Raw genomic sequence first — 17,667 nt, forward strand, 5'->3', positions numbered from 1 at the left:
TGAGCGCCGGCTCAGAGATAGCCGAAGTTCTGCGTCCACCAGGCGATCGGCTCATGGGGATCCTGATGGATCCCCACGCCGATGCAGCGCACCAGCGGGCGCAGGATGTTCACACGGTGTGGCGGGCTGTTCATCCAGGCGCGCATGACACCTAGCGGGTCGAGTCCGTAGATGGCGATGTTCTCGGCGGCGGGCAGGAGGTACCCGGCGGCCACCATCCGCTGATCCGGCGTGACGCCCTCAGGAGTCACGTGGTTGAAGAATTCGTGCTCGGCCATGTCCCTGCTGTGCAGCCGGGCCGAGGTGCGGAGCCGTTCCTCGATCCGCAGCCGACCGAGCTCGTGTTTGGCCCGCTCCTGGTTCACGATCGAGACGACCGCGTCCTCAAGCGCTTGATGAGGAGTCCGGAACAGCGGCCTGTTGTCCGGCGGCGCGCCCGCGGCACCGTAGAACTGCAGCCCGCCACCCCACTGCGAGTCCCAGGCGTCTTCCTGATCCTCGGCGTCGTCCGCCCGACGCCAACGGCGCACGTCCATCGAACCCCCTGGAGTTGTCACCCCTGTCAATCCTCCGGGACGCGCTTGCGAATTCCTTGTCGCGCGCCGGGAGTCGTGTTGCCCCTGTGGCGTGTGTGTACGGGTGCCGCACTCACCGTGCCGGGCAGGTGGAAGGAGACCAGCAGACTGGTGTCGGCGGGCACGTCGAAGTCCAGCGGATCGCTGAAGACCTGGGCGCCGGCGGGGATTTCGATGCCGCGCCCGCCACCGAACTCAAGGTCCACCGGCTTCGATCGCGCCCCTGCGCCGGCGTCCTGCACGGCCACGCTTGCCGATCCGATGCGTACCGGCGTACCGGCGAAGGTGTTGGCGAGGTTGATCCGCACCCGCGGACCACCGACCGAGGTGTGCACCACGAGCCGCAGCGTCCGGTCCGTCCATGGCCCGACCGCCGTGTATCCGGCCGCCGATGCGGACCAGCTGCCCGTCCAGCCGCGCGCCGTCTCCCGTACGGACAGGGCGAAGACATGCAGATCGGCGATGCCGGGATCGCGCGGCAGCTCCACCGAGGCCACCTCGCGCCCGCGCGTCAACGGCACCGACACCACGTACAGGCGTGCCTTCTCGGTGAGTTGACCGTCCGGGGTGTTCACATGCGGCAGCGCCACCGACTTGGTCGCAAGAGGCCCCGAGCGCCAGTCCGGTGCGGTCAGTCGATACGTGGAGGAGGACCCGTCGCGGTACCGAACCCGCCCCGATCCACTCGCGTCACCACCCGTGCCCGCCAGGAGGAACGACAACATCTCGCCTCGGCCATGCACCTGTACGGACTGCCCATCGGCACGCACGTTGTCCCGTTCGCCTGGCTCGGTGCGTGGCAGGCGCAGCCGCGTCGTGTCGACGGAGAGCGAACGGCCGGGCGTCCAGCCGGCCGCGGCCAGATCCTGAGCCGAGAGAGACGCCCCGGAACCGTCGAAGTCCGCCTCGCCCGGCGCGGAATCGTCGCTGATCGCACGATTGTCGAAGAACCGCTCAAGCGGCCGAGGAGCATTCCGTTCCGCCGCGACCGCGCCGGCCGCCGGCGCCATGCCGGCCACCAGCGCAAGGATCACGACCCCACCCCATAGACCTGGGCGCACGAAGGTCCCCTCCCGTTGGCTGCGTGACGAAGGATGCGCCATGAAGCTAGGGAGGCGGCAGGGACGCGCGTCAATGGCCTCGGCCTGAACTCGCCCTGAATTCAAGGCCGTACGGGCGAAATCGCATCTCCGGTGTCCAGCTCCGAACCACAGGAGGTCGGCGGGACGTAGACCGAAGTGACCCGCGCTTCCCCCACGTTGACATCGGAGCCTCCGTATGACCCCGGAACAGATCAAGATCATCGCCGGCCTTGCCCGCGGCCACACCCGGCACACCATCGCCCAGGAGCTGGACCTGAGTGTGCACACAGTGCGCTGGGAGCTCGTACGGGCCGCACGCGCGGCCCGTATCGACGCGACCGACCGGCATGCCGCGCTCGTGGACTACGCCTACCGCAAGAGGCTCCTCACTCGACTGACCCCGGAACCTCGTCCGCCGGTAACCCTGACAGCGCGTCGCTTCGAGTTCCTCTGCTGGCTGGCATCCGGTGCGACCAACGCGGAGATCGGCGAGCAGTTAGGGGTTTCCATCGAGACGGTGAAGACCACTGTGCGGAGCATGTATCACCGGCTCGGCGCCAAGACCCGCGCCCACGCCATCGCGTTGGCGTGGCAGCAGGGATTGCTCGCACCGGGACACGAACGAGCGGGGGTGTGATGCGTGCCGTCGTGCTCTGCCTGATGATCGCCGCGCTGGTCTTCGTGCTGACCCTCACTGCCGCGTACTGATCCGACCCGGCAGCGGGCCGAGCCTCTCCACGGTCCTCAGGACACCCCAGCCGACTCGGGCCGGTCGGCGATGGCGCGGGCGACTTCGTTGCGTGAGCGCAGCACGAGCTTGGCCAGGATGTGGGTGACGTGGGTCTGGATGGTGCGGCGTGAGCTGTAGAGGCGCTCGCCGATGTCCGGGTTCGACAAGCCTTCGGCGACCAGTTCCGCGATCCGCTGTTCGGTGGGGGTGAGAGCTTCCCAGCCGTGTGCCGCACGATTCCGGCCGCCGCGTGTGCTGCGGCGCAATCCCACGTCGCGCCACCGTGCGTCGGCACGGTCCAGATCGCCAACTGCTCCGAGTGCGAGGAAGCTGTCTGTCGCTTCCCGCATCGCCGCCTTCGCGCCCGCGGTGTCTCCCGCGGTGGCCAGCACAACCGACAAATCCTCAGCGCACTCGGCCAATTCGACCCGTCCGACCCGGCGGTAGTAGGCGAGCGCCTCGCGCAACGGCTCCGGGTCGGCGGTCAACATTCCTTGGCAGTGGAGCGCCGCTGCCCGGACCTTGGGGCGAGCGTCCCGTTCCGTCTCGCGGGTCGCCGTGGCCACGAGGCCGGCCACCAGACCTCGCTCCTCCAAGCGCAGGGCTACACGGGTCACGGGGGCCCAGAGGCGGTACGAGTCCTCCAAGTCGGTCAGGAACTTGTCGCCGCAAACGCGGTGCAGGATCGCGAGCACTTGTTCCTGCTGACCGTCCGCGTCTGCCACTGCCAAGCGCGCACGCCAAATGTCCTCGGACGCGATCCAGGCGCTGGGGGCAAGTTTCTCCGGATCGCCGATCCTTTCCACGTAGTCCCGCGCGGTATCCAGCTCGCCGCGATGCGACTTGATCACCGCTGCGAGTCCGTATCCGAGCTCGGTGGTGTAGTGGATCATGGGGGCTTCCTCTGCCGCTTCGAGGTCGGCGAGCGCCTCGTCCCAGGATCCAAACCTGTACGCGACAGTTGCGCTCATCACGAGCACGTTATGGAGCCGTGCGGTGCCTGCCTCCATCGCGAGCTTGAGTGCGGTGCGCCTGCTGTCCCGGGCCCGGTCGATCTGGTCGAGATCTTCCCAGGCCGCGACACTGTTCACCAGCATGAGCAGCCGGACGTCCGTCAACTGCGGGTCGCTGGCCGCTGCGGCAAGGCCTTCGGTGAGGTAGGGGGTGCTCTCGCTGTGCCGACCGAGCCCCGAGTAGTACACCCGCAGGGCATGGCACGCATACGCGATGGTCTGAGCATCGTTGAGGGTGCGGCCGGACTCCAGCGCCTTGTTCAGCACTTGTCGGGTTTCGTCGGTCGGGCCGGTCATCAAGTAGAGCAACAGGCCGTGCAGCGCGCGCAGTCTGGCGTCCCACTCCGATGACAGCATCCAGCGTTTCGGAGCCGAGGCCACCGTCTCAATGGCCTCGGACCCGCGTACCTGATTGAGCAGTGAATAGGCGAGGAGCCACGTCATCTCCGCGGCGCGTGAGGGATCCTGGGTGCGGGCAAGGACCCTGGTGGCCATGGCCTCGCAGTCCTGGGATTTGCCGCGCAGGAACGCGGCCATCGCCAGCACCGCTTCCAAGGGCTCACGTCGTTCGTCGTCCCAGACCATGGCTTCCGTCACACGCTGTGACAGCTGACGCGCCAACTCCGGAGCCCGGTACAGAAGATCAGTGCCCGACTGACCCAGCCACGCGATGGTCCACTCGTCCGGCGTGCCCTTGGCCAAAGAGAGGTGGGCCGCTACACGTTCTGCCGGCCAACCACCCGCGCTGAGGACCTCCGCCGTCTGTCGATGCCGCAAGCTGCGTACCGTCGGCGGCATCGACTCGTACAGTGCCTGTCGCAACAGCGGTGCATGGAACGCGGTGTCCGCCCTCTGGTCACTCAACACCCCTGATTCCACTGCTTCGTGGAAGGCGTGGGATACTCGCTCGACCGACCAGCCGAGCACAGCTGCAAGCTCTCCCGCAGCGAAGGTGGTGCCCAGCATGCTGGCCGCACGCAACGCCTCCAAGGTGTCCTTGGCGAGATGTCCGATCCTGTCCGCGATCGCCGCACCCAGTGACCCCGGCAGTCGCTCGGCGGCGCCGGCCGTGCCATCGGATATCAGGTGCAGGTGGCCATCGCGTACCGTGAGGCGCTGCTCGCGCACCATCGCGGCCGTCAATTCCCGCACGTAGAGCGGATTTCCGGCCGTCTGCAGCGTCAATTGACGCAAGTCGGCGGCCAGCGGCAGGCCGAGCAGTTGCTGCGCGAGGAGCACAGTCTCCTCGGCGTTCAAGGGTCCCAGGGCGATGGCGTCCGCCCCTCGGGAGAGGATCGCGCGACGAAGCTGATGCACCTCATCGCGGGTGGAACCAGTCGTCAACTCCAGCACCAGCAGCAGCGGCAACTGCGCGGTCAACCGTGTCAGTCCGCCCAGGACCGTCAGGCTCGCTTCGTCCGACCACTGCAGATCACTCGCGACCAGCACCACCGGCTGTACCGCGCACGCCCGCTCCACCTGGGCCAGAGCCTGCTGCACGCCGGCGGCCAGCGGATTGCGTGCGCCCGCACCCCACAAGGATCCCGCCGCTGGTGCGGAAGCCTCACCGCGCACCGGCCGCAAAGCTTCAGTGATCATCTGGAAGGGCAGATCGACGCAGAATTCATCCGCACTGCCCCGCAGCACCAGCGCATCCCCCGCAGCGGACGACCGCACCGCCTCACTCACCAGCGCGCTCTTCCCGATCCCCGGCGATCCCTCCACCAGGACACAACCGCCCATACCGCACCCCAGCGACGTCAGCAGCTCGCGCAGCACCGCCAGCTCGGCGGACCGCCCCACCCAGCCCTGACTGCGAGCAGGCAAGCTGATCGATTCTGGGCGTGGCCGGTTCTCATCCATGCGACGGATTGTACGACGCAGGTCACTGACCGGAGCCGGGCGTGGTTGAAATTGCCACAGTCGACTTGGGCGAGGTGAACCCTGGCGGCCGGCAGGAGGGTTCTCCCGTTTCGCTGCCCCTCATACTGAGGCATCCGGTCGACGAGCCGTGGCGTGCGTGGCGTGAATATGTCATGTGGCACGCGAGAGCATTGGGGGCTCAAGTGGACATTCAGGGACGAGTTGTCGATGCGTGCGAGGTATCCCCTGTGAGGGGTCCGGTGCTGTCGACGCTGTTCGAGCGGCAGGTGCGGAGGGATCCGAGCGCCCTGGCGGTGACCTCGCCGGAAGGCAGGCTGACGTACGGCCGGCTGAACGCTCGGGCAAATCGGCTGGCCCGCCTGCTGGTGGCGCGCGGGGCGGGCCCGGAGGGGATTGTCGCCCTCGCCCTGACGCACGGCATCGACCTGGTGACGGCCGTGCTCGCGGTGGCCAAGGCGGGCGCCGCGTACTTGCCGGTCGACCCGGACTACCCCCGGGAGCGGACGGCATACATGCTTGCCGACGCGCGTCCGGTCCTGGTGGTCACGAGCAGCGGATACCGCGACGCCCTGCCGGTGGCCGGCGAGGAGGACGGACCACTCGTCCTGGACGACCGTGTGACCGTCGAGAGGTTGGAGAGCCAGGACGGTCAGGACCTCTGCGATGCCGACCGCTCTGCTCCTCTGCGACCGGACCATCCGGCGTATGTGATCTACACGTCCGGTTCGACCGGCACACCCAAGGGCGTTGTCGTGACCCATCACGGCATCGAGAACCTCGCAGAGACGAGCCGGCAGCGACTCGACCTCTCACCGGCCGGCAGGGTTCTGCTCTTCGCCTCCCCGTCGTTCGACGCGGCGTTCTGGGAGCTGAGCATGGCCCTCCTGACGGGAGCGACGCTCGTCGTGGCGCCGACGCTGCGCGCGCTGCCCGGCGTGGGACTCGCCGAGGTATGCGCACGTGAGCGCGTCACGCACCTCTTCCTCGGGCCCGCGATGCTGGCCTTGCTGCGCGAGGACGAGCTGCCCACCGTACGTACCCTCGCCGTCGGGGGAGAGGTGTGCCCTCAGAGCCTGGTGGCCAAGTGGTCGCGAAATCGCAGAATGATCATTGCGTACGGACCCACGGAGACCACCGTGTGCGCAACGATCAGCGACCCCGTACGAGCCGCTGACCCGCCGACGATCGGCCGCGCTGTGGAAGGGACGGACTGCTATGTGCTCGACGAGAACCGCAGGCCGGTACCGGACGGTGAGGTGGGGGAGCTGTACGTGGCCGGCACCGGACTCGCCCGCGGGTACTTGAACCGGCCCACGCTGACCGCGGAACGCTTCGTCCCCTGCCCGTTCGGAGAACCTGGCCGGCGCATGTACCGCACCGGCGACCTGGTGCGCCGCCACGCTGACGGATCGCTGGCCTTCATGGGCCGAGCTGACGAGCAGGTCCAGGTGCAAGGGTTCCGGGTGGAACCCGGCGAAATCGAGGCCGCGTTGACCGATTTGCCCGACGTGAAGCAGGCCGTGGTGGTGGCCCACGGAGAGTCCGTCGACAAGCGACTTGTGGGCTATGTGGTGGGCACGGCCCCGATGAAGCTGGAGCCTCTCGCGCTACGGCGCGCACTGGAGAAGGCACTTCCCGGTTTCATGGTCCCCGCCCTCCTCGTCGAACTCGACACCATGCCCCGGACGCCCAACGGCAAGGTGGACCGGCAATCGCTTGCGGCCCGGCAACTGGCGCAGACGGTCCGCAGAGACGTGACTGCCCGAGATGCCATGGAACGTCGTGTAGCCGACATATGGGCCGATGTTTTGAACGTGGAAAGTGTCGGCGCCCGCGACCACTTCTTCGACTCCGGCGGTACATCCATGCTGGCAGCGCGCCTGTGTACAAGGCTCGCAGCAGACCTGGGCCTCGGAAACGGCCATGTGGGTCGCCTGATGCGCACGCTGCTGGCCACTCCGGATGTGTCGTCACTGGCGGCCGAGGCGCGGGCAGCGGTCAAGGCGTCGGCCCAAGGTGGCGTCCGGCTCGCCCCGCGGGCCGTGCCGGACTTTGCCGCCGAGAGTGCCCTCGACCCTGGTCTGCGGTTCACCCCCGGCTCCCGCCCCACAGGCAGCATGCCGCGGGCGATCCTCCTCACCGGTGCCACCGGCTTCCTCGGCGTACACCTCGTCCGTGAACTCCTGGACCGCACGTCCGCCACCCTCTACTGCCTGGCCCGCGCCCGGAACGATGCCGACGCGCACGACAGGATCCTGACCGCTGCCCATCAGCACGCGGTTCCCCTGTCCGACGCCGACGCTTCACGCATCATCGGCCTCGCGGGCGATCTGGGCGAAGCTCGCCTCGGCCTTGTCCCCGGCCGCTATGCCCAACTGGTCGACGCCGTCGACGTGATCTACCACAACGGCGCATGGGTGAACTTCCTCTACCCCTACGAGCTGCTCAAGGGTGTCAACGTCGAGGGCACCCGCGAGATCATCCGCCTCTCGGCCGCCGCTCGAAGCGCACCCGTGCACTTCGTATCGACCCAGGCGGTGTTCTCCTCACACGGCGTGCGCGGAGAACACCGGGTGGATGAGCACTCCACCCCCGCCCATCCCGAACTGCTCCACATGGGATACCCGGAGACGAAATGGGTCGCCGAGGAGCTGCTACGCCAGGCGGCCAGCCGAGGAATGCCGCTGACCATCTACCGGCCCCATGACATCAGCGGTCACTCCGGAACCGGGTCCTGGAACACGAGCAGCTTCCTCATCAGCCTGTTCCGTTCCTTCGTGGACGTGGGCGCCGCACCCGACTGCGGCCTCCCCCTGGACTTCATCCCCGTGGACACCGTGGCCTCGGCGATCGTCATCCTGTCCCTGCAGCGCCCGGCGATCGGCGAAGCCTTCCACCTGAACAACCCGCGCTACGCGCTGCTTCCTCGACTGGTGGACCACCTCAACTCGGCCGGCTACCAAGTGCAGTCGCTGCCCCTGAAGCAGTGGATCGAGCGTTTGGCCGATCACTGCGCACGCCAACCGGAATCCCCCATCGCACCGTTCACCCCTCTGTTCACAGAACAGTGGCCTCCGCGGCAACTGACGGTTCTGGAGCACTACTTGGAGGAGAACATGCCTGTCTTGTCCTGTACGAAGTCGTGGGACGCGGTAGCCGCTGCGGGTGGCCCGCCAGAGCCGGCGGCCTCAGAGGAGTTGCTGTCGTCCTGCGTCGACGCACTCGCCCGCATCGGGCTTGCTCCGGCCACGGGGTCTAGCGGGCGGCAAGGCTGACGAGAGCGGTCCAGGAGGCGGGGGAGACGGTGAGGGTCGGCCCCTCGGGGATCTTGGAGTCGCGGATGTGGATGGCGGCGGGGTGGGCGGCTATCTCTACGCAGGAGCCGCCCTCGTCGCCGCTATGGCTGGACTTGCGCCAGTTGTAGGCGACTTCGATGCAGGAGCCGCCCTCGTCACTGCTGTAGCTCGACTTGAACCAGTTCATGACTCTCCCAGGAGGTCGTTCAGCAGGCTCGCGCTCTGGTCGGTCGAAAGCGCCTGCGAACGCAGCATCGCATATTTGAGCTGATACACACTCACCTCGTCCGGATCGTCCACGGGGAAGCTAAGGCGGTGTACTTCGAGGTAAGCCACGTGATCGTGTTCGGGTGTCTCCAGGAGGATCATGGGGCCAGCTAGTCCCGCATGTGGCACTCTAGTCATGGGCATGATCTGCAGTCCTGAGCTTGTTCCGCTTTGACGGACACCATCGGTATGGTCCCCACAGCAACCGCTCGCGCCCGTACACAACTCGTACAAACAAGATGTACGACCTGACGCCCTGCCCCACGATAGTCACCCACGGTGACAGTGGCCGCATGAACCAGGAACCTCAACTCCCCTACCTGCGCGAGGCGTTCTACCCCCGCGACCGCCGCTCGATCCCCCGAGCCCGCCTCTTCGGCCGCCAAGCACTCACCGACTGGCAGGTGGCCGGCCGCGCCGACGACATCCTGCTGTGCATCAGCGAACTCGCCACCAACGCGTTGCTGCACGGTGTCCCACCCGGCCGCGGCTTCCGGCTCCACCTCTACCGGCACGCCGATGCCGTGCGCATCGAGCTGCACGACAGCGGCCCAGGCGTCGATGCCGTATGCGTGCCGCCGTGCCTCAGGCCGGAGCGTGAGGTGGAAGACGGCCGAGGCCTGCTCCTCGTATCGACGCTTGCGGACAAGTGGGGCGTGAGTCCGCGCGATCCCGGCAAGATCGTCTGGTGCGAGTTCACCATCTGAGGGGTGAGGCGCAGTTCCTCGCCCCTGACTTGCTTGGCGGAGCCTGCGTGCCCTGTGGTGCCTAGCCGCAACGGATGCGAGTCTTGGCCCATGAATATCCCTTTCGTGGATAGGTGGCGCAGGAAGCACGCGGCCGACCGCGGCGATGCACCCCTCGCTGCCGCTTTCGAGGAAGACCCCGAAGGCGTGGCCGAGCTGCTCTCCGAATGCGCACTGCTGCGCTCACAGGCGGAGGGCGCCGGCCTCGAACTCGACGACTCTCCCACCTCCTCGGAGGCGCTCGACCAGCTGCTCCCGCGCTGGCGCGACGATCCGGAGCTGCTGCCCTGGCTCGGCAACGACGCCGGTCTCTACCTCGGCACCGTCGTCGTACGTACGGTGCCGGGCGCCACGTGGCATGTCTGGCCCGGCGGTCATCCCGTGGTCAGGCTCGGCTCCGGCCGCGAGATCCAGGTCGTCGAGGCAGGTCTGGACTGGGCTGTGGGCGGCGCACCGGAGTTGTCGCAGGTGTACGCGGAGGCCTCTGAGGCCTGAGTAGCGAACCCGCAACGCAGTCTTGCCTAAATACGGTTTATGCCAGAATCGCGCGTGTCGACTGTTAAGTCCCATATTGCGCTGAATAGTTTGCGCGGACTCAACAGCGATAAGCGGGCAGGTCCGTACATGGCCGTCGATCCGTTGATCGAGCTGCGTGACGTCAACAAGTACTACGGGAAGCTTCATGTCCTCCAGGACATCGACCTGACCGTCGGACGCGGGGAGGTGGTGGTGGTCATCGGGCCGCCCGGCTCGGGCAAATCGACCCTGTGCCGGACGATCAACCGGCTGGAGACGATCCAGTCGGGCAGCATCAGCCTCGACGGGCAGCCGCTCCCGGAAGAAGGCAAAGCCCTCGCGAAGCTGCGGGCCGAGGTGGGGATGGTCTTCCAGTCCTTCAACCTCTTCGCACACAAGACGGTGCTGCAGAACGTCTCGCTCGCCCAGGTCAAGGTGCGCGGCCGCAAGAAAGGACGAGGCGGACAAGCGCTCGCATGAACTCCTCGACCGGGTAGGGCTCGAGGCGCACGCCGAGAAATACCCGGCGCAGCTCTCCGGCGGTCAGCAACAGCGCGTGGCCATCGCCCGCGCACTCGCCAGGAATCCCAAGGTGATGCTCTTCGACGAGCCCACCTCGGCCCTCGACCCCGAGATGATCAACGAGGTCCTCGAGGTCATGCAGTCGCTCGCCCGTGAGGGCATGACGATGGTCGTCGTCACCCACGAGATGGGCTTCGCGCGCTCGGCCGCCAACCGCGTCGTGTTCGTGGCCGACGGAAAGATCGTCGAGGACCGCGCTCCGGAGGACTTCTTCAACAACCCCGAGAGCGACCGTGCCAAGGACTTCCTGTCCAAGATCCTGAAGCACTGACGGGGGACGGGATTCAAGGAATGCGTAACTCACGTGTGCTCGCGGCGCTGCTGCTCGCCGTGCTCGCTGCAACAGCAGGGTGCGGCAAGGAAGGCAGCCCGCCCACCAAGGGCCCCAAGCCCGAGGACCTGCCCAAGTACCAAGTGGACAGCGCCTTCTCGCTGCCCGACTCCGGCACCTGGAACAAGGCCAAGCGCCGCGGGCATCTGATCGTCGGCGCCAAGGAGGACCAGCCCTATCTCGGCGAGAAGGACCCGGCGACCGGCACCTACTCGGGCTTCGACATCGAGATCGCCAAGATGATCGGCGCATCCCTCGGCTTCGCGTCGAAGGACATCCAGTTCCGCACGATCGCCTCGGCCAACCGCGAAACCGCCCTGCAGAACGGCCAGATCGACTACTACGTGGGCACCTACACGATCAACGACATGCGCAAGAAGCTCGTCGGCTTCGGCGGCCCGTACTACATGGCGGGCCAGGACCTCCTCGTACGCAAGGACGAGGAGGACATCAAGGGGCCGGAGGATCTGGTCGGCAAGAAGGTCTGCTCGGCGGCCGGTTCGACCCCTTACCAGCGCATCCAGGCCGACTACCCGAAGGCCACGCTCGTCGCGTACGACACCTACTCGATCTGCGTCGACAACCTGCTCACCTACCAGGTCGACGCCGTGACCACCGACGACGCGATTCTGCAGGGCTATGCGGCGAAGGTGCCCGACGAGCTGAAGATGGTCGGCAAACCCTTCTCTCAGGAGCCCTACGGCATCGGTGTACCGCGCAGCGACAACGCACTGCGCTTCGCCATCGACGATGCGCTCGCGACACTGGAGAAGGACGGCACCTGGAAGAAGGCGTACGAGGCGACCCTCGGCCTGTCCGGAGTACCGGCGCCCACACCCCCGCCCATCGACCGCTACCCGGCGAGCTGAGGGGGCCGGCATGAACGTACTGACGGAAAATTCTCCACCTACGGCGAGGGCTTCCTCGGGACCGTCGAACTGACCGTTTACGCCTCGATCCTGGCGCTCGTCCTCGGCTTCCTCATGGCGTCCTTCCGGGTCTCGCCGGTCGGCTCCTTCCGGATCTTCGGCACCGTGTGGGTCACCGTCCTGGGCAACACCCCGCTCACGCTGCTGTTCTTCGCGGTGCTGCGTGCTGCCCTTCAAGGTGTTCGCGATCCTGGCGCTCGGGTGCTACACCTCGGCGTTCATCTGTGAGGCGCTGCGCTCCCGGCGCGCTGCTCGCCGTCGGGCGGCTTTCGGAGCACCGGCCGGTGCGCTGGCTCTCCACGCTGATCGTGGAGTTCTTCCGGGCCATGCCGGTCCTGGTGATGATCTTCTTCATCTTCGTGGCGCTGACGGTCCAGCCGCTGCCCGCCCTTGTCGCCGGACTGACGCTCTACAACGGCTCGGTACTCGCCGAAGTCTTCCGCTCGGGCGTCAATTCGGTGGAGCGCGGCCAGCGCGAAGCCGCGTACGCACTGGGAATGCGCAAGACGCAGGTGATGAGCTACGTGCTCGGGCCGCAGGCGGTGCGGGCGATGCTGCCTGCCATCATCAGCCAACTCGTGGTGGCCCTCAAGGACACCTCGCTCGGATACCTGATCACCTACGAGGAATTCCTCCAAGCGGGCAAGCTCATCGCGTCGAATCTCGACTACGATCTGCCGTTCATCCCCGTGGTGATGGTGATCTCGCCGATCTACATCGGGATGTGCATGCTTCTGTCCTGGTTCGCCACCTGGGTGTCCAAACGGCAGCAGCGCAACCCGAAGGTCGAGGCCGTGGAAGTCGCACCGGCCGAACCAGGGACGCTGCTGCCGGGGAGGCAGTAGCAACGAGCAGGCTCCAACCGGCAGCAGCCGGAGATCACTTCTCGCGCAGCGGGACCGATGCGTTCGGCGGGTCGGCCGCGGGAGAGGAGGAGGTCAGCTGCGCGCCGGTCGGGCTGTGCTCGATGGAGAGCGGTCGTCCCTGGTTGTGGAAACTGCCCGGCACCTGGGAGACCAGCTTGCCGACGCCGAGCGGCCCCACGTCGTGGAGTGATGCGACTAGGGTGCCGCTCGGCTTCGTGCTGTTCACGGTGGCCTTCTGCCGGTCAGGAGGCTGTCGCCGGGCGCGGACGGCCGGCGATGGCGTGGGCGACTTCGTTGCGTGAGCGCAGGCCCAGTTTGGCGAGGATGTGGGTGACATGGGTCTGGATGGTGCGTCGTGACGAGAAGAGGCGTTCGCCGATGTCGGGGTTGGAGAGCCCGTCCGCTACGAATTCCGCGACGCGCTGCTCGGTGGGTGTGAGCGAATCCCAGCCGGTGGTCGGCCGCTGTCTGCGGCCCGGAGCGCCGCGCCGCAGGCCCACTGCACACCATCGGGCATCCGCCCGGTCCAGGTCACCGGCAGCTCCGAGGGCGAGGAAGCCCTCTGCCGCCTCGCGCATCGCCGCCTTCGCGCCCCCCATGTCCCCGCTTCCGGCCAGTACCACCGACAGGTCTTCGGCACAGCCAGCCGCGTTGGCGACTCTTCCGACGCTTCGGTAGTAGGCCAACGCTTCGTGCAGTGGGCCGGGATCGGAGTCGAACAGTCCCTGGCACACGAGCGCGGTGGCGTGCACTCTCGGGCGGCTGTCCCGCTCCGCCTTGCGGTGTGCCGCGGATACCAGATCCGCTGCCAGGTCCTGTTTCCCCATGGACAGAGCAAGCCGCACTCCGGGTGCCAACAGCCTGAAGGAGTCCTCCAGTTCGCTCAGGAACGCGTCGTCACACGCGCGGCGCAAGATCGATCGCACTTCGTCCTGTCGCCCAACCATGTGGGCCCATATCAGCCGTGCGCGCCAGATGTCCTCTGCAGCGAACGAGACAGGGGGCTTCAATTGGCCCGGCTCGCCGATCCGGTCCAGGTACACCTGTGCTGCATCCAGCTCGCCGCGACGCAACTTGATCAACGCTGTCAGTCCGTACAGGGGCACGGCAAGGTACTCGACCATGGTCGCTTCGCCCGCTGTCTCAAGGTCTGCCAGTGCTTCGTCCCAGGCTCCGCTGTCGTACGCGAGAATCGCTGTCCGGCTCAGCACCGAATGGAGTCGGGTGGTGCCTGTCTCGATCGCGATCTTGCGGGCCGTACGTGCACTCTCCCAGGCTCGGTCGAGCTCGTCGGCATCGGCGTACTCCGTCGTCACATTGCACAGCAGGATGAGACGGATGTCTGTGAGTTGCGGATCATCGGCCGCGGCGACCAGTCCTGCCTCGATCGCGGCACGGCTTTCCGCGTAGCGGTCCTGCCGCACGTAGCACAGGCTCAGCACATGCCATGCATACGCGATGGCCCGGGCATCGCCCAGTTCTCGGCCGAGTTTCCGCGCTTCTTTCACACGCCTCAGGACGGCCTCGTCCCATGTGCCTGACAGCACGAGTATCAATCCGTGCAACGAGCCCAGCCGGGCCTGCCAAGCCGGTGGCAGTTCCCAGCGTTGTGTGACGCTGGTCACCAAATCGAGTCCCTCAGCCGTGCGGGCCTGGTTCGCCAGCATGTAGGCCAGGATGCAGGCCATTTCTCCCGCATGGTCAACGTCCTTTGCACGGGCCAGAACCCGCCGTGCAAGTTCCTCGCTCTCCTGGGGATCGCCGCGCAGATACGCGGCCATGGCGAGGACCGATTCGAGTGGCTCACGCCGCGAGTCGTTCCAGCCGAGCGCCTCGAGTGCATGCTGCATTACCTCCCGGGCCAGCTTGGGAGCGCGGTAAAGCAGTGCGGTTCCCCAGGCGCACAGCCAGTCGATGGTCCACTCATCGGCGACGCCGCCGGCCAGGGCGAGGTGGGCGGCGACCCGTTCCACTGGCCAGCCGCCCTCGTGGAGTTTGCGTGCTGTATGCCGGTGTTGGAGGCCACGTACCGAGTGCGGTATCGATGCGTACACAGCATGCCGCAGCAGGGGTGCATAGAACTCGGTCGCGATGCCGGCGTCTCTCAGTACCCCCGTGGCGGTCGCCTCGTCGAGTGCTTCGATGACCCGCTCGACCGGCCAGTCGAGCACTGTGGAGAGCTCCCCGGCTTCGAACGTGGTGCCCAGCATGCTGGCTGCGCGGAGCGCCTCCAAGGTGTCCTTCGCCAGGTATCCGACCCTGTCTGCGATCGCCGCCCCCAACGAGCTCGGCAGCCGGCTTCCCTCGGTCTCACCGCCGACCAGATGTGCCGATCCCTCGCGCAAACCGATGCGCCGTTCGCGCACCATGGCGGCGATCAGCTCCCGTACGAACAAGGGATTTCCGCCCGTTTCCAGCGTCAGTGCGCGCACGTCGTCCGAAACCGGCGCGGCCAGGAAATGCTCCGCGAGCAGGACGGTGTCGTCATCGCTCAACGGCCCGAGCGTGATGGTCGCCGCGCCCCGGGCGGTGATGGCCCGCCGGAGTTGATGCACTTCGTCGCGCGTCGACCCGGTCGTCAGCTCTCCCGCAAGGAGCAGAGGCATCTGCGCGGTCAACCGAATCAGTGACCCAAGAACGGTCAGGCTCGCCTCGTCCGCCCACTGCAGATCACTCACGATCAATACCACCGGCTGCGTGGCACAGGCACGCTCCACTCGTGCCAGTGCCTCTTGTACGCCAGCGGCGAGGGGATCGCGCGCACCGGCGCCCCACAGCGACCCGGTTTCCTGCGCCGGTTCCACCCCTTGGACCGGTCGCAGCGCTTCGGTGATCAACTGAAAGGGCAGGCTGACGCAGAATTCATCCGCGCTCCCGCGCAACACCAGCACGTTGTCCGAATCGGCCGCCCGTACCGCCTCGCTCACCAGCGAGGTCTTGCCGATCCCGGGCGGCCCTTCGACCAGGACGCATCCGCCCATACCGGCCCTGAGGGACGTCAACATGTCGTCCAGCACGCCCAGTTCCCAGGTCCGGCCCACCCAGCTCGGGCGGCCGACTATCGCACCGATCGGGCCAGGGCGCGGCTGGTTCTTGTCCATACGGCGGATCCTATGGGCAGCCCGATGGCCGAGCCAGACAGCGGACTAACGAAATGACAACGCCCGTGCACAGAGCGTGGCCCCCATTGCCGCCTGGCGCGCATCAAGGTCGTGCCGAGGCCCGCTCACGTACGACCGCGATCCCCACGACCAACGCGGCTACCAGCAACGAGAGGAGCACCTGCTCGCGGCCCGAATCGTCGAAGAGCATGTAGACGAGCACGAAGGAGATCGCGGCGATCGTCACCCAGGTCAGTACCGGGAAGAGCCACATCTTCACGACGAGCTTCTCCGGTGACTCGCGCTGGATTATGCCGCGCATCTTCAGCTGCGTGCAGCAGATCACCAGCCATACGAACAGGGCGACCGCACCTGAGGAGTTCAGCAGGAAGGCGAATACGGTCTCGGGCCACACGTAGTTGAAGAAGACGGCGACGAATCCGAAGACCACGGAGGCGAGGATCGCGGCCCGGGGCACGCCGTTCGCGTCCGTCTTTCCGAAGGACTTGGGTGCGTCGCCGCGCTTGCCGAGGGAGAAGGCCATACGGGAGGCGGTGTACAGGCCCGAGTTGAGGCAGGACAGGACGGCCGTCAGGACGATCACGTTCATGATCTGGCCGGCGTGCGGGATGCCGATGGAATCCAGGGCCGCGACGTAGGAGCCCTTCTCGACGATCGACTTGTCGTTCCAGGGCAGCAGGGTGAGGACGACGAAGATCGAGCCGAGGTAGAAGACGGCGATACGCCAGATCACCGAGTTGGTGGCCTTGGTGACCGCGCGCTGCGGATCGGAGGATTCACCGGCGGCAAGGGTGACGATCTCGCTGCCCATGAAGGAGAAGACGACCAGCAAGATGCCGGTGAGGATCGCGTCGGCGCCGTTGGGCAGGAATCCGCCGGCGTCGGTGAGGTGGGCGAAGCCCGCGCCGGGGTTGTCGGAGCCGGGCAGGATGCCGAAGACGGCGAGGAAGCCGATCACGACGAACGCGGCGATCGCGACGACCTTGATCCCGGCGAACCAGAACTCGAACTCGCCGTAGGAGGCGACCGACACCAGGTTCGTGGCGGTCAGGACGACCATCACGATCAAGGCCCAGCCCCACTGCGGGACGGCCGGTATCCAGCCTTCGAGGATGATCGCGCCGGCGGTGGCTTCGACGGCGAGGACGACGACCCAGAAGAACCAGTAGAGCCAGCCGATCGAGAAGCCCGCCCAGCGGCCGAGGGCACGGTCCGCGTACTCGGAGAAGGAGCCCGAGGTCGGGTTCGCGGCGGCCATCTCGCCGAGCATCCGCATGACGAGCACGACCATCACGCCGACGATCGCGTAGGAGACGAGGATGGCGGGACCCGCGGTCGCGATTCCGGAGCTGGAGCCGACGAAGAGACCGGCGCCGATCACACCGCCGATCGCGATCATCGACAGATGGCGGTTCTTGAGTCCGGCCTTCAACTCGTCACCGCCGCCGGCCGGGGCGGGAGCCGCCGTGGCGCCTGGGGGTGAGTCGAAGTCCCCTGGGACGGGGGAGTGGCCTTCTTCGTTCGATAGGCGTGGCTGCGAGGTCATCGGCAATTCCTTAGGGAGTTTGGCGTTGTGACCTAGCATTCAATCGCCTGGACGGCTAGGGATGACAGTTCGAATCTGCGCCATTTCTGACTGGTTGTCCCGTAATTGCCGTGCCGGTGGACACGGACCCGTGCCGCGATCGATCGACGACGCAACAACGACGCGGGCGCGCTCTGGTGCGC

At 67.0% G+C, this 17,667-nt stretch carries 10 protein-coding genes and 6 pseudogenes; 8 read left to right on the plus strand and 8 right to left on the minus strand.

Annotated features, from left to right (window positions below; all coding sequences use genetic code 11):
- Positions 1-11 precede the first annotated feature (11 nt).
- The gene (locus ACH4YL_RS25180) at positions 12-536 is read right to left on the minus strand and encodes a CAP domain-containing protein (protein ID WP_398509692.1); all 525 of its coding nucleotides are present in this window, start codon (positions 534-536) and stop codon (positions 12-14) included.
- A gap of 95 nt (positions 537-631) precedes the next feature.
- Positions 632-1,678: pseudogene (locus ACH4YL_RS25185) on the minus strand (SGNH/GDSL hydrolase family protein); the annotation flags it as partial.
- Positions 1,679-1,853: 175 nt separating this feature from the next.
- Between ACH4YL_RS25185 and ACH4YL_RS25190 the strand changes: the two are divergent.
- On the plus strand, positions 1,854-2,294 hold the full coding sequence (locus ACH4YL_RS25190) for a LuxR C-terminal-related transcriptional regulator (protein WP_398509693.1): 441 nt from the start codon (positions 1,854-1,856) through the stop codon (positions 2,292-2,294).
- Between the two features lie 107 nt (positions 2,295-2,401).
- Here the strand turns inward: ACH4YL_RS25190 and ACH4YL_RS25195 are convergent, their stop codons facing one another.
- Positions 2,402-5,263: an ATP-binding protein gene (locus ACH4YL_RS25195; protein WP_398509694.1), complete on the minus strand. Its 2,862-nt coding sequence runs from the start codon at positions 5,261-5,263 to the stop codon at positions 2,402-2,404.
- 248 nt (positions 5,264-5,511) lie between these two features.
- Between ACH4YL_RS25195 and ACH4YL_RS25200 the strand changes: the two genes are divergently transcribed.
- A complete protein-coding gene (locus ACH4YL_RS25200) occupies positions 5,512-8,559 on the plus strand; it encodes an amino acid adenylation domain-containing protein (RefSeq protein WP_398509695.1) in 3,048 nt (1,015 codons plus the stop codon).
- Here the strand turns inward: ACH4YL_RS25200 and ACH4YL_RS25205 are convergent.
- Complete coding sequence (locus ACH4YL_RS25205; protein WP_398509696.1) at positions 8,540-8,767, minus strand: DUF397 domain-containing protein; 228 nt, start codon at positions 8,765-8,767, stop codon at positions 8,540-8,542. The two genes, ACH4YL_RS25200 and ACH4YL_RS25205, sit on opposite strands and share 20 nt — an antisense overlap.
- A pseudogene (locus ACH4YL_RS25210) lies at positions 8,764-9,003 on the minus strand (Scr1 family TA system antitoxin-like transcriptional regulator); the annotation flags it as partial. The gene ACH4YL_RS25205 and the pseudogene ACH4YL_RS25210, both read right to left, overlap by 4 nt.
- A 137-nt stretch (positions 9,004-9,140) precedes the next feature.
- On the opposite strand from ACH4YL_RS25210, the gene ACH4YL_RS25215 reads away from it, so the two are divergent.
- The 6 genes and pseudogenes from ACH4YL_RS25215 to ACH4YL_RS25240 form a co-directional block, all read left to right on the plus strand.
- Positions 9,141-9,554 (plus strand): ATP-binding protein, encoded by a 414-nt coding sequence (locus tag ACH4YL_RS25215; RefSeq protein ID WP_398509697.1) that lies wholly within the window; start codon positions 9,141-9,143, stop codon positions 9,552-9,554.
- A gap of 90 nt (positions 9,555-9,644) precedes the next feature.
- On the plus strand, positions 9,645-10,088 hold the full coding sequence (locus ACH4YL_RS25220; RefSeq protein ID WP_398509698.1) for a DUF6278 family protein: 444 nt from the start codon (positions 9,645-9,647) through the stop codon (positions 10,086-10,088).
- 129 nt (positions 10,089-10,217) lie between these two features.
- A pseudogene (locus tag ACH4YL_RS25225) lies at positions 10,218-10,962 on the plus strand (amino acid ABC transporter ATP-binding protein).
- 20 nt (positions 10,963-10,982) lie between these two features.
- On the plus strand, positions 10,983-11,891 hold the full coding sequence (locus tag ACH4YL_RS25230; protein ID WP_398509699.1) for a glutamate ABC transporter substrate-binding protein: 909 nt from the start codon (positions 10,983-10,985) through the stop codon (positions 11,889-11,891).
- A gap of 10 nt (positions 11,892-11,901) precedes the next feature.
- Positions 11,902-12,273 (plus strand): annotated as a pseudogene (locus ACH4YL_RS25235) (amino acid ABC transporter permease); the annotation flags it as partial.
- Positions 12,194-12,796 (plus strand): annotated as a pseudogene (locus ACH4YL_RS25240) (amino acid ABC transporter permease); the annotation flags it as partial. The pseudogenes ACH4YL_RS25235 and ACH4YL_RS25240, both read left to right, overlap by 80 nt.
- 34 nt (positions 12,797-12,830) lie before the next feature.
- On the opposite strand, the pseudogene ACH4YL_RS25245 reads toward ACH4YL_RS25240, so the two are convergent.
- The 3 genes and pseudogenes from ACH4YL_RS25245 to ACH4YL_RS25255 all read right to left on the minus strand — a co-directional run.
- Positions 12,831-13,046, minus strand: a pseudogene (locus ACH4YL_RS25245) (acyl esterase); the annotation flags it as partial.
- A gap of 13 nt (positions 13,047-13,059) precedes the next feature.
- Positions 13,060-15,918 carry an AAA family ATPase gene (locus ACH4YL_RS25250; RefSeq protein WP_398509700.1) on the minus strand — a complete coding sequence of 953 codons (2,859 nt, stop codon included), beginning with the start codon at positions 15,916-15,918 and terminating at the stop codon, positions 13,060-13,062.
- A 103-nt stretch (positions 15,919-16,021) separates the two neighbouring features.
- Positions 16,022-17,485 carry an amino acid permease gene (locus ACH4YL_RS25255; RefSeq protein ID WP_398509701.1) on the minus strand — a complete coding sequence of 488 codons (1,464 nt, stop codon included), beginning with the start codon at positions 17,483-17,485 and terminating at the stop codon, positions 16,022-16,024.
- Positions 17,486-17,667: the final 182 nt, after the last annotated feature.

Origin of the sequence: Streptomyces sp. NPDC020681 (assembly GCF_044334895.1) — a bacterium.
GTDB lineage: Bacteria > Actinomycetota > Actinomycetes > Streptomycetales > Streptomycetaceae > Streptomyces.

What these genes read in the sequence shown, in the direction of transcription:
- ACH4YL_RS25180 (WP_398509692.1), bottom strand. Translation starts at nt 536, where the DNA reads ATGGACGTGCGCCGTTGGCGTCGGGCGGACGACGCCGAGGATCAGGAA.
- ACH4YL_RS25190 (WP_398509693.1), top strand. Translation starts at nt 1,854, where the DNA reads ATGACCCCGGAACAGATCAAGATCATCGCCGGCCTTGCCCGCGGCCAC.
- ACH4YL_RS25195 (WP_398509694.1), bottom strand. Translation starts at nt 5,263, where the DNA reads ATGGATGAGAACCGGCCACGCCCAGAATCGATCAGCTTGCCTGCTCGC.
- ACH4YL_RS25205 (WP_398509696.1), bottom strand. Translation starts at nt 8,767, where the DNA reads ATGAACTGGTTCAAGTCGAGCTACAGCAGTGACGAGGGCGGCTCCTGC.
- ACH4YL_RS25215 (WP_398509697.1), top strand. Translation starts at nt 9,141, where the DNA reads ATGAACCAGGAACCTCAACTCCCCTACCTGCGCGAGGCGTTCTACCCC.
- ACH4YL_RS25220 (WP_398509698.1), top strand. Translation starts at nt 9,645, where the DNA reads ATGAATATCCCTTTCGTGGATAGGTGGCGCAGGAAGCACGCGGCCGAC.
- ACH4YL_RS25230 (WP_398509699.1), top strand. Translation starts at nt 10,983, where the DNA reads ATGCGTAACTCACGTGTGCTCGCGGCGCTGCTGCTCGCCGTGCTCGCT.
- ACH4YL_RS25250 (WP_398509700.1), bottom strand. Translation starts at nt 15,918, where the DNA reads ATGGACAAGAACCAGCCGCGCCCTGGCCCGATCGGTGCGATAGTCGGC.
- ACH4YL_RS25255 (WP_398509701.1), bottom strand. Translation starts at nt 17,485, where the DNA reads ATGACCTCGCAGCCACGCCTATCGAACGAAGAAGGCCACTCCCCCGTC.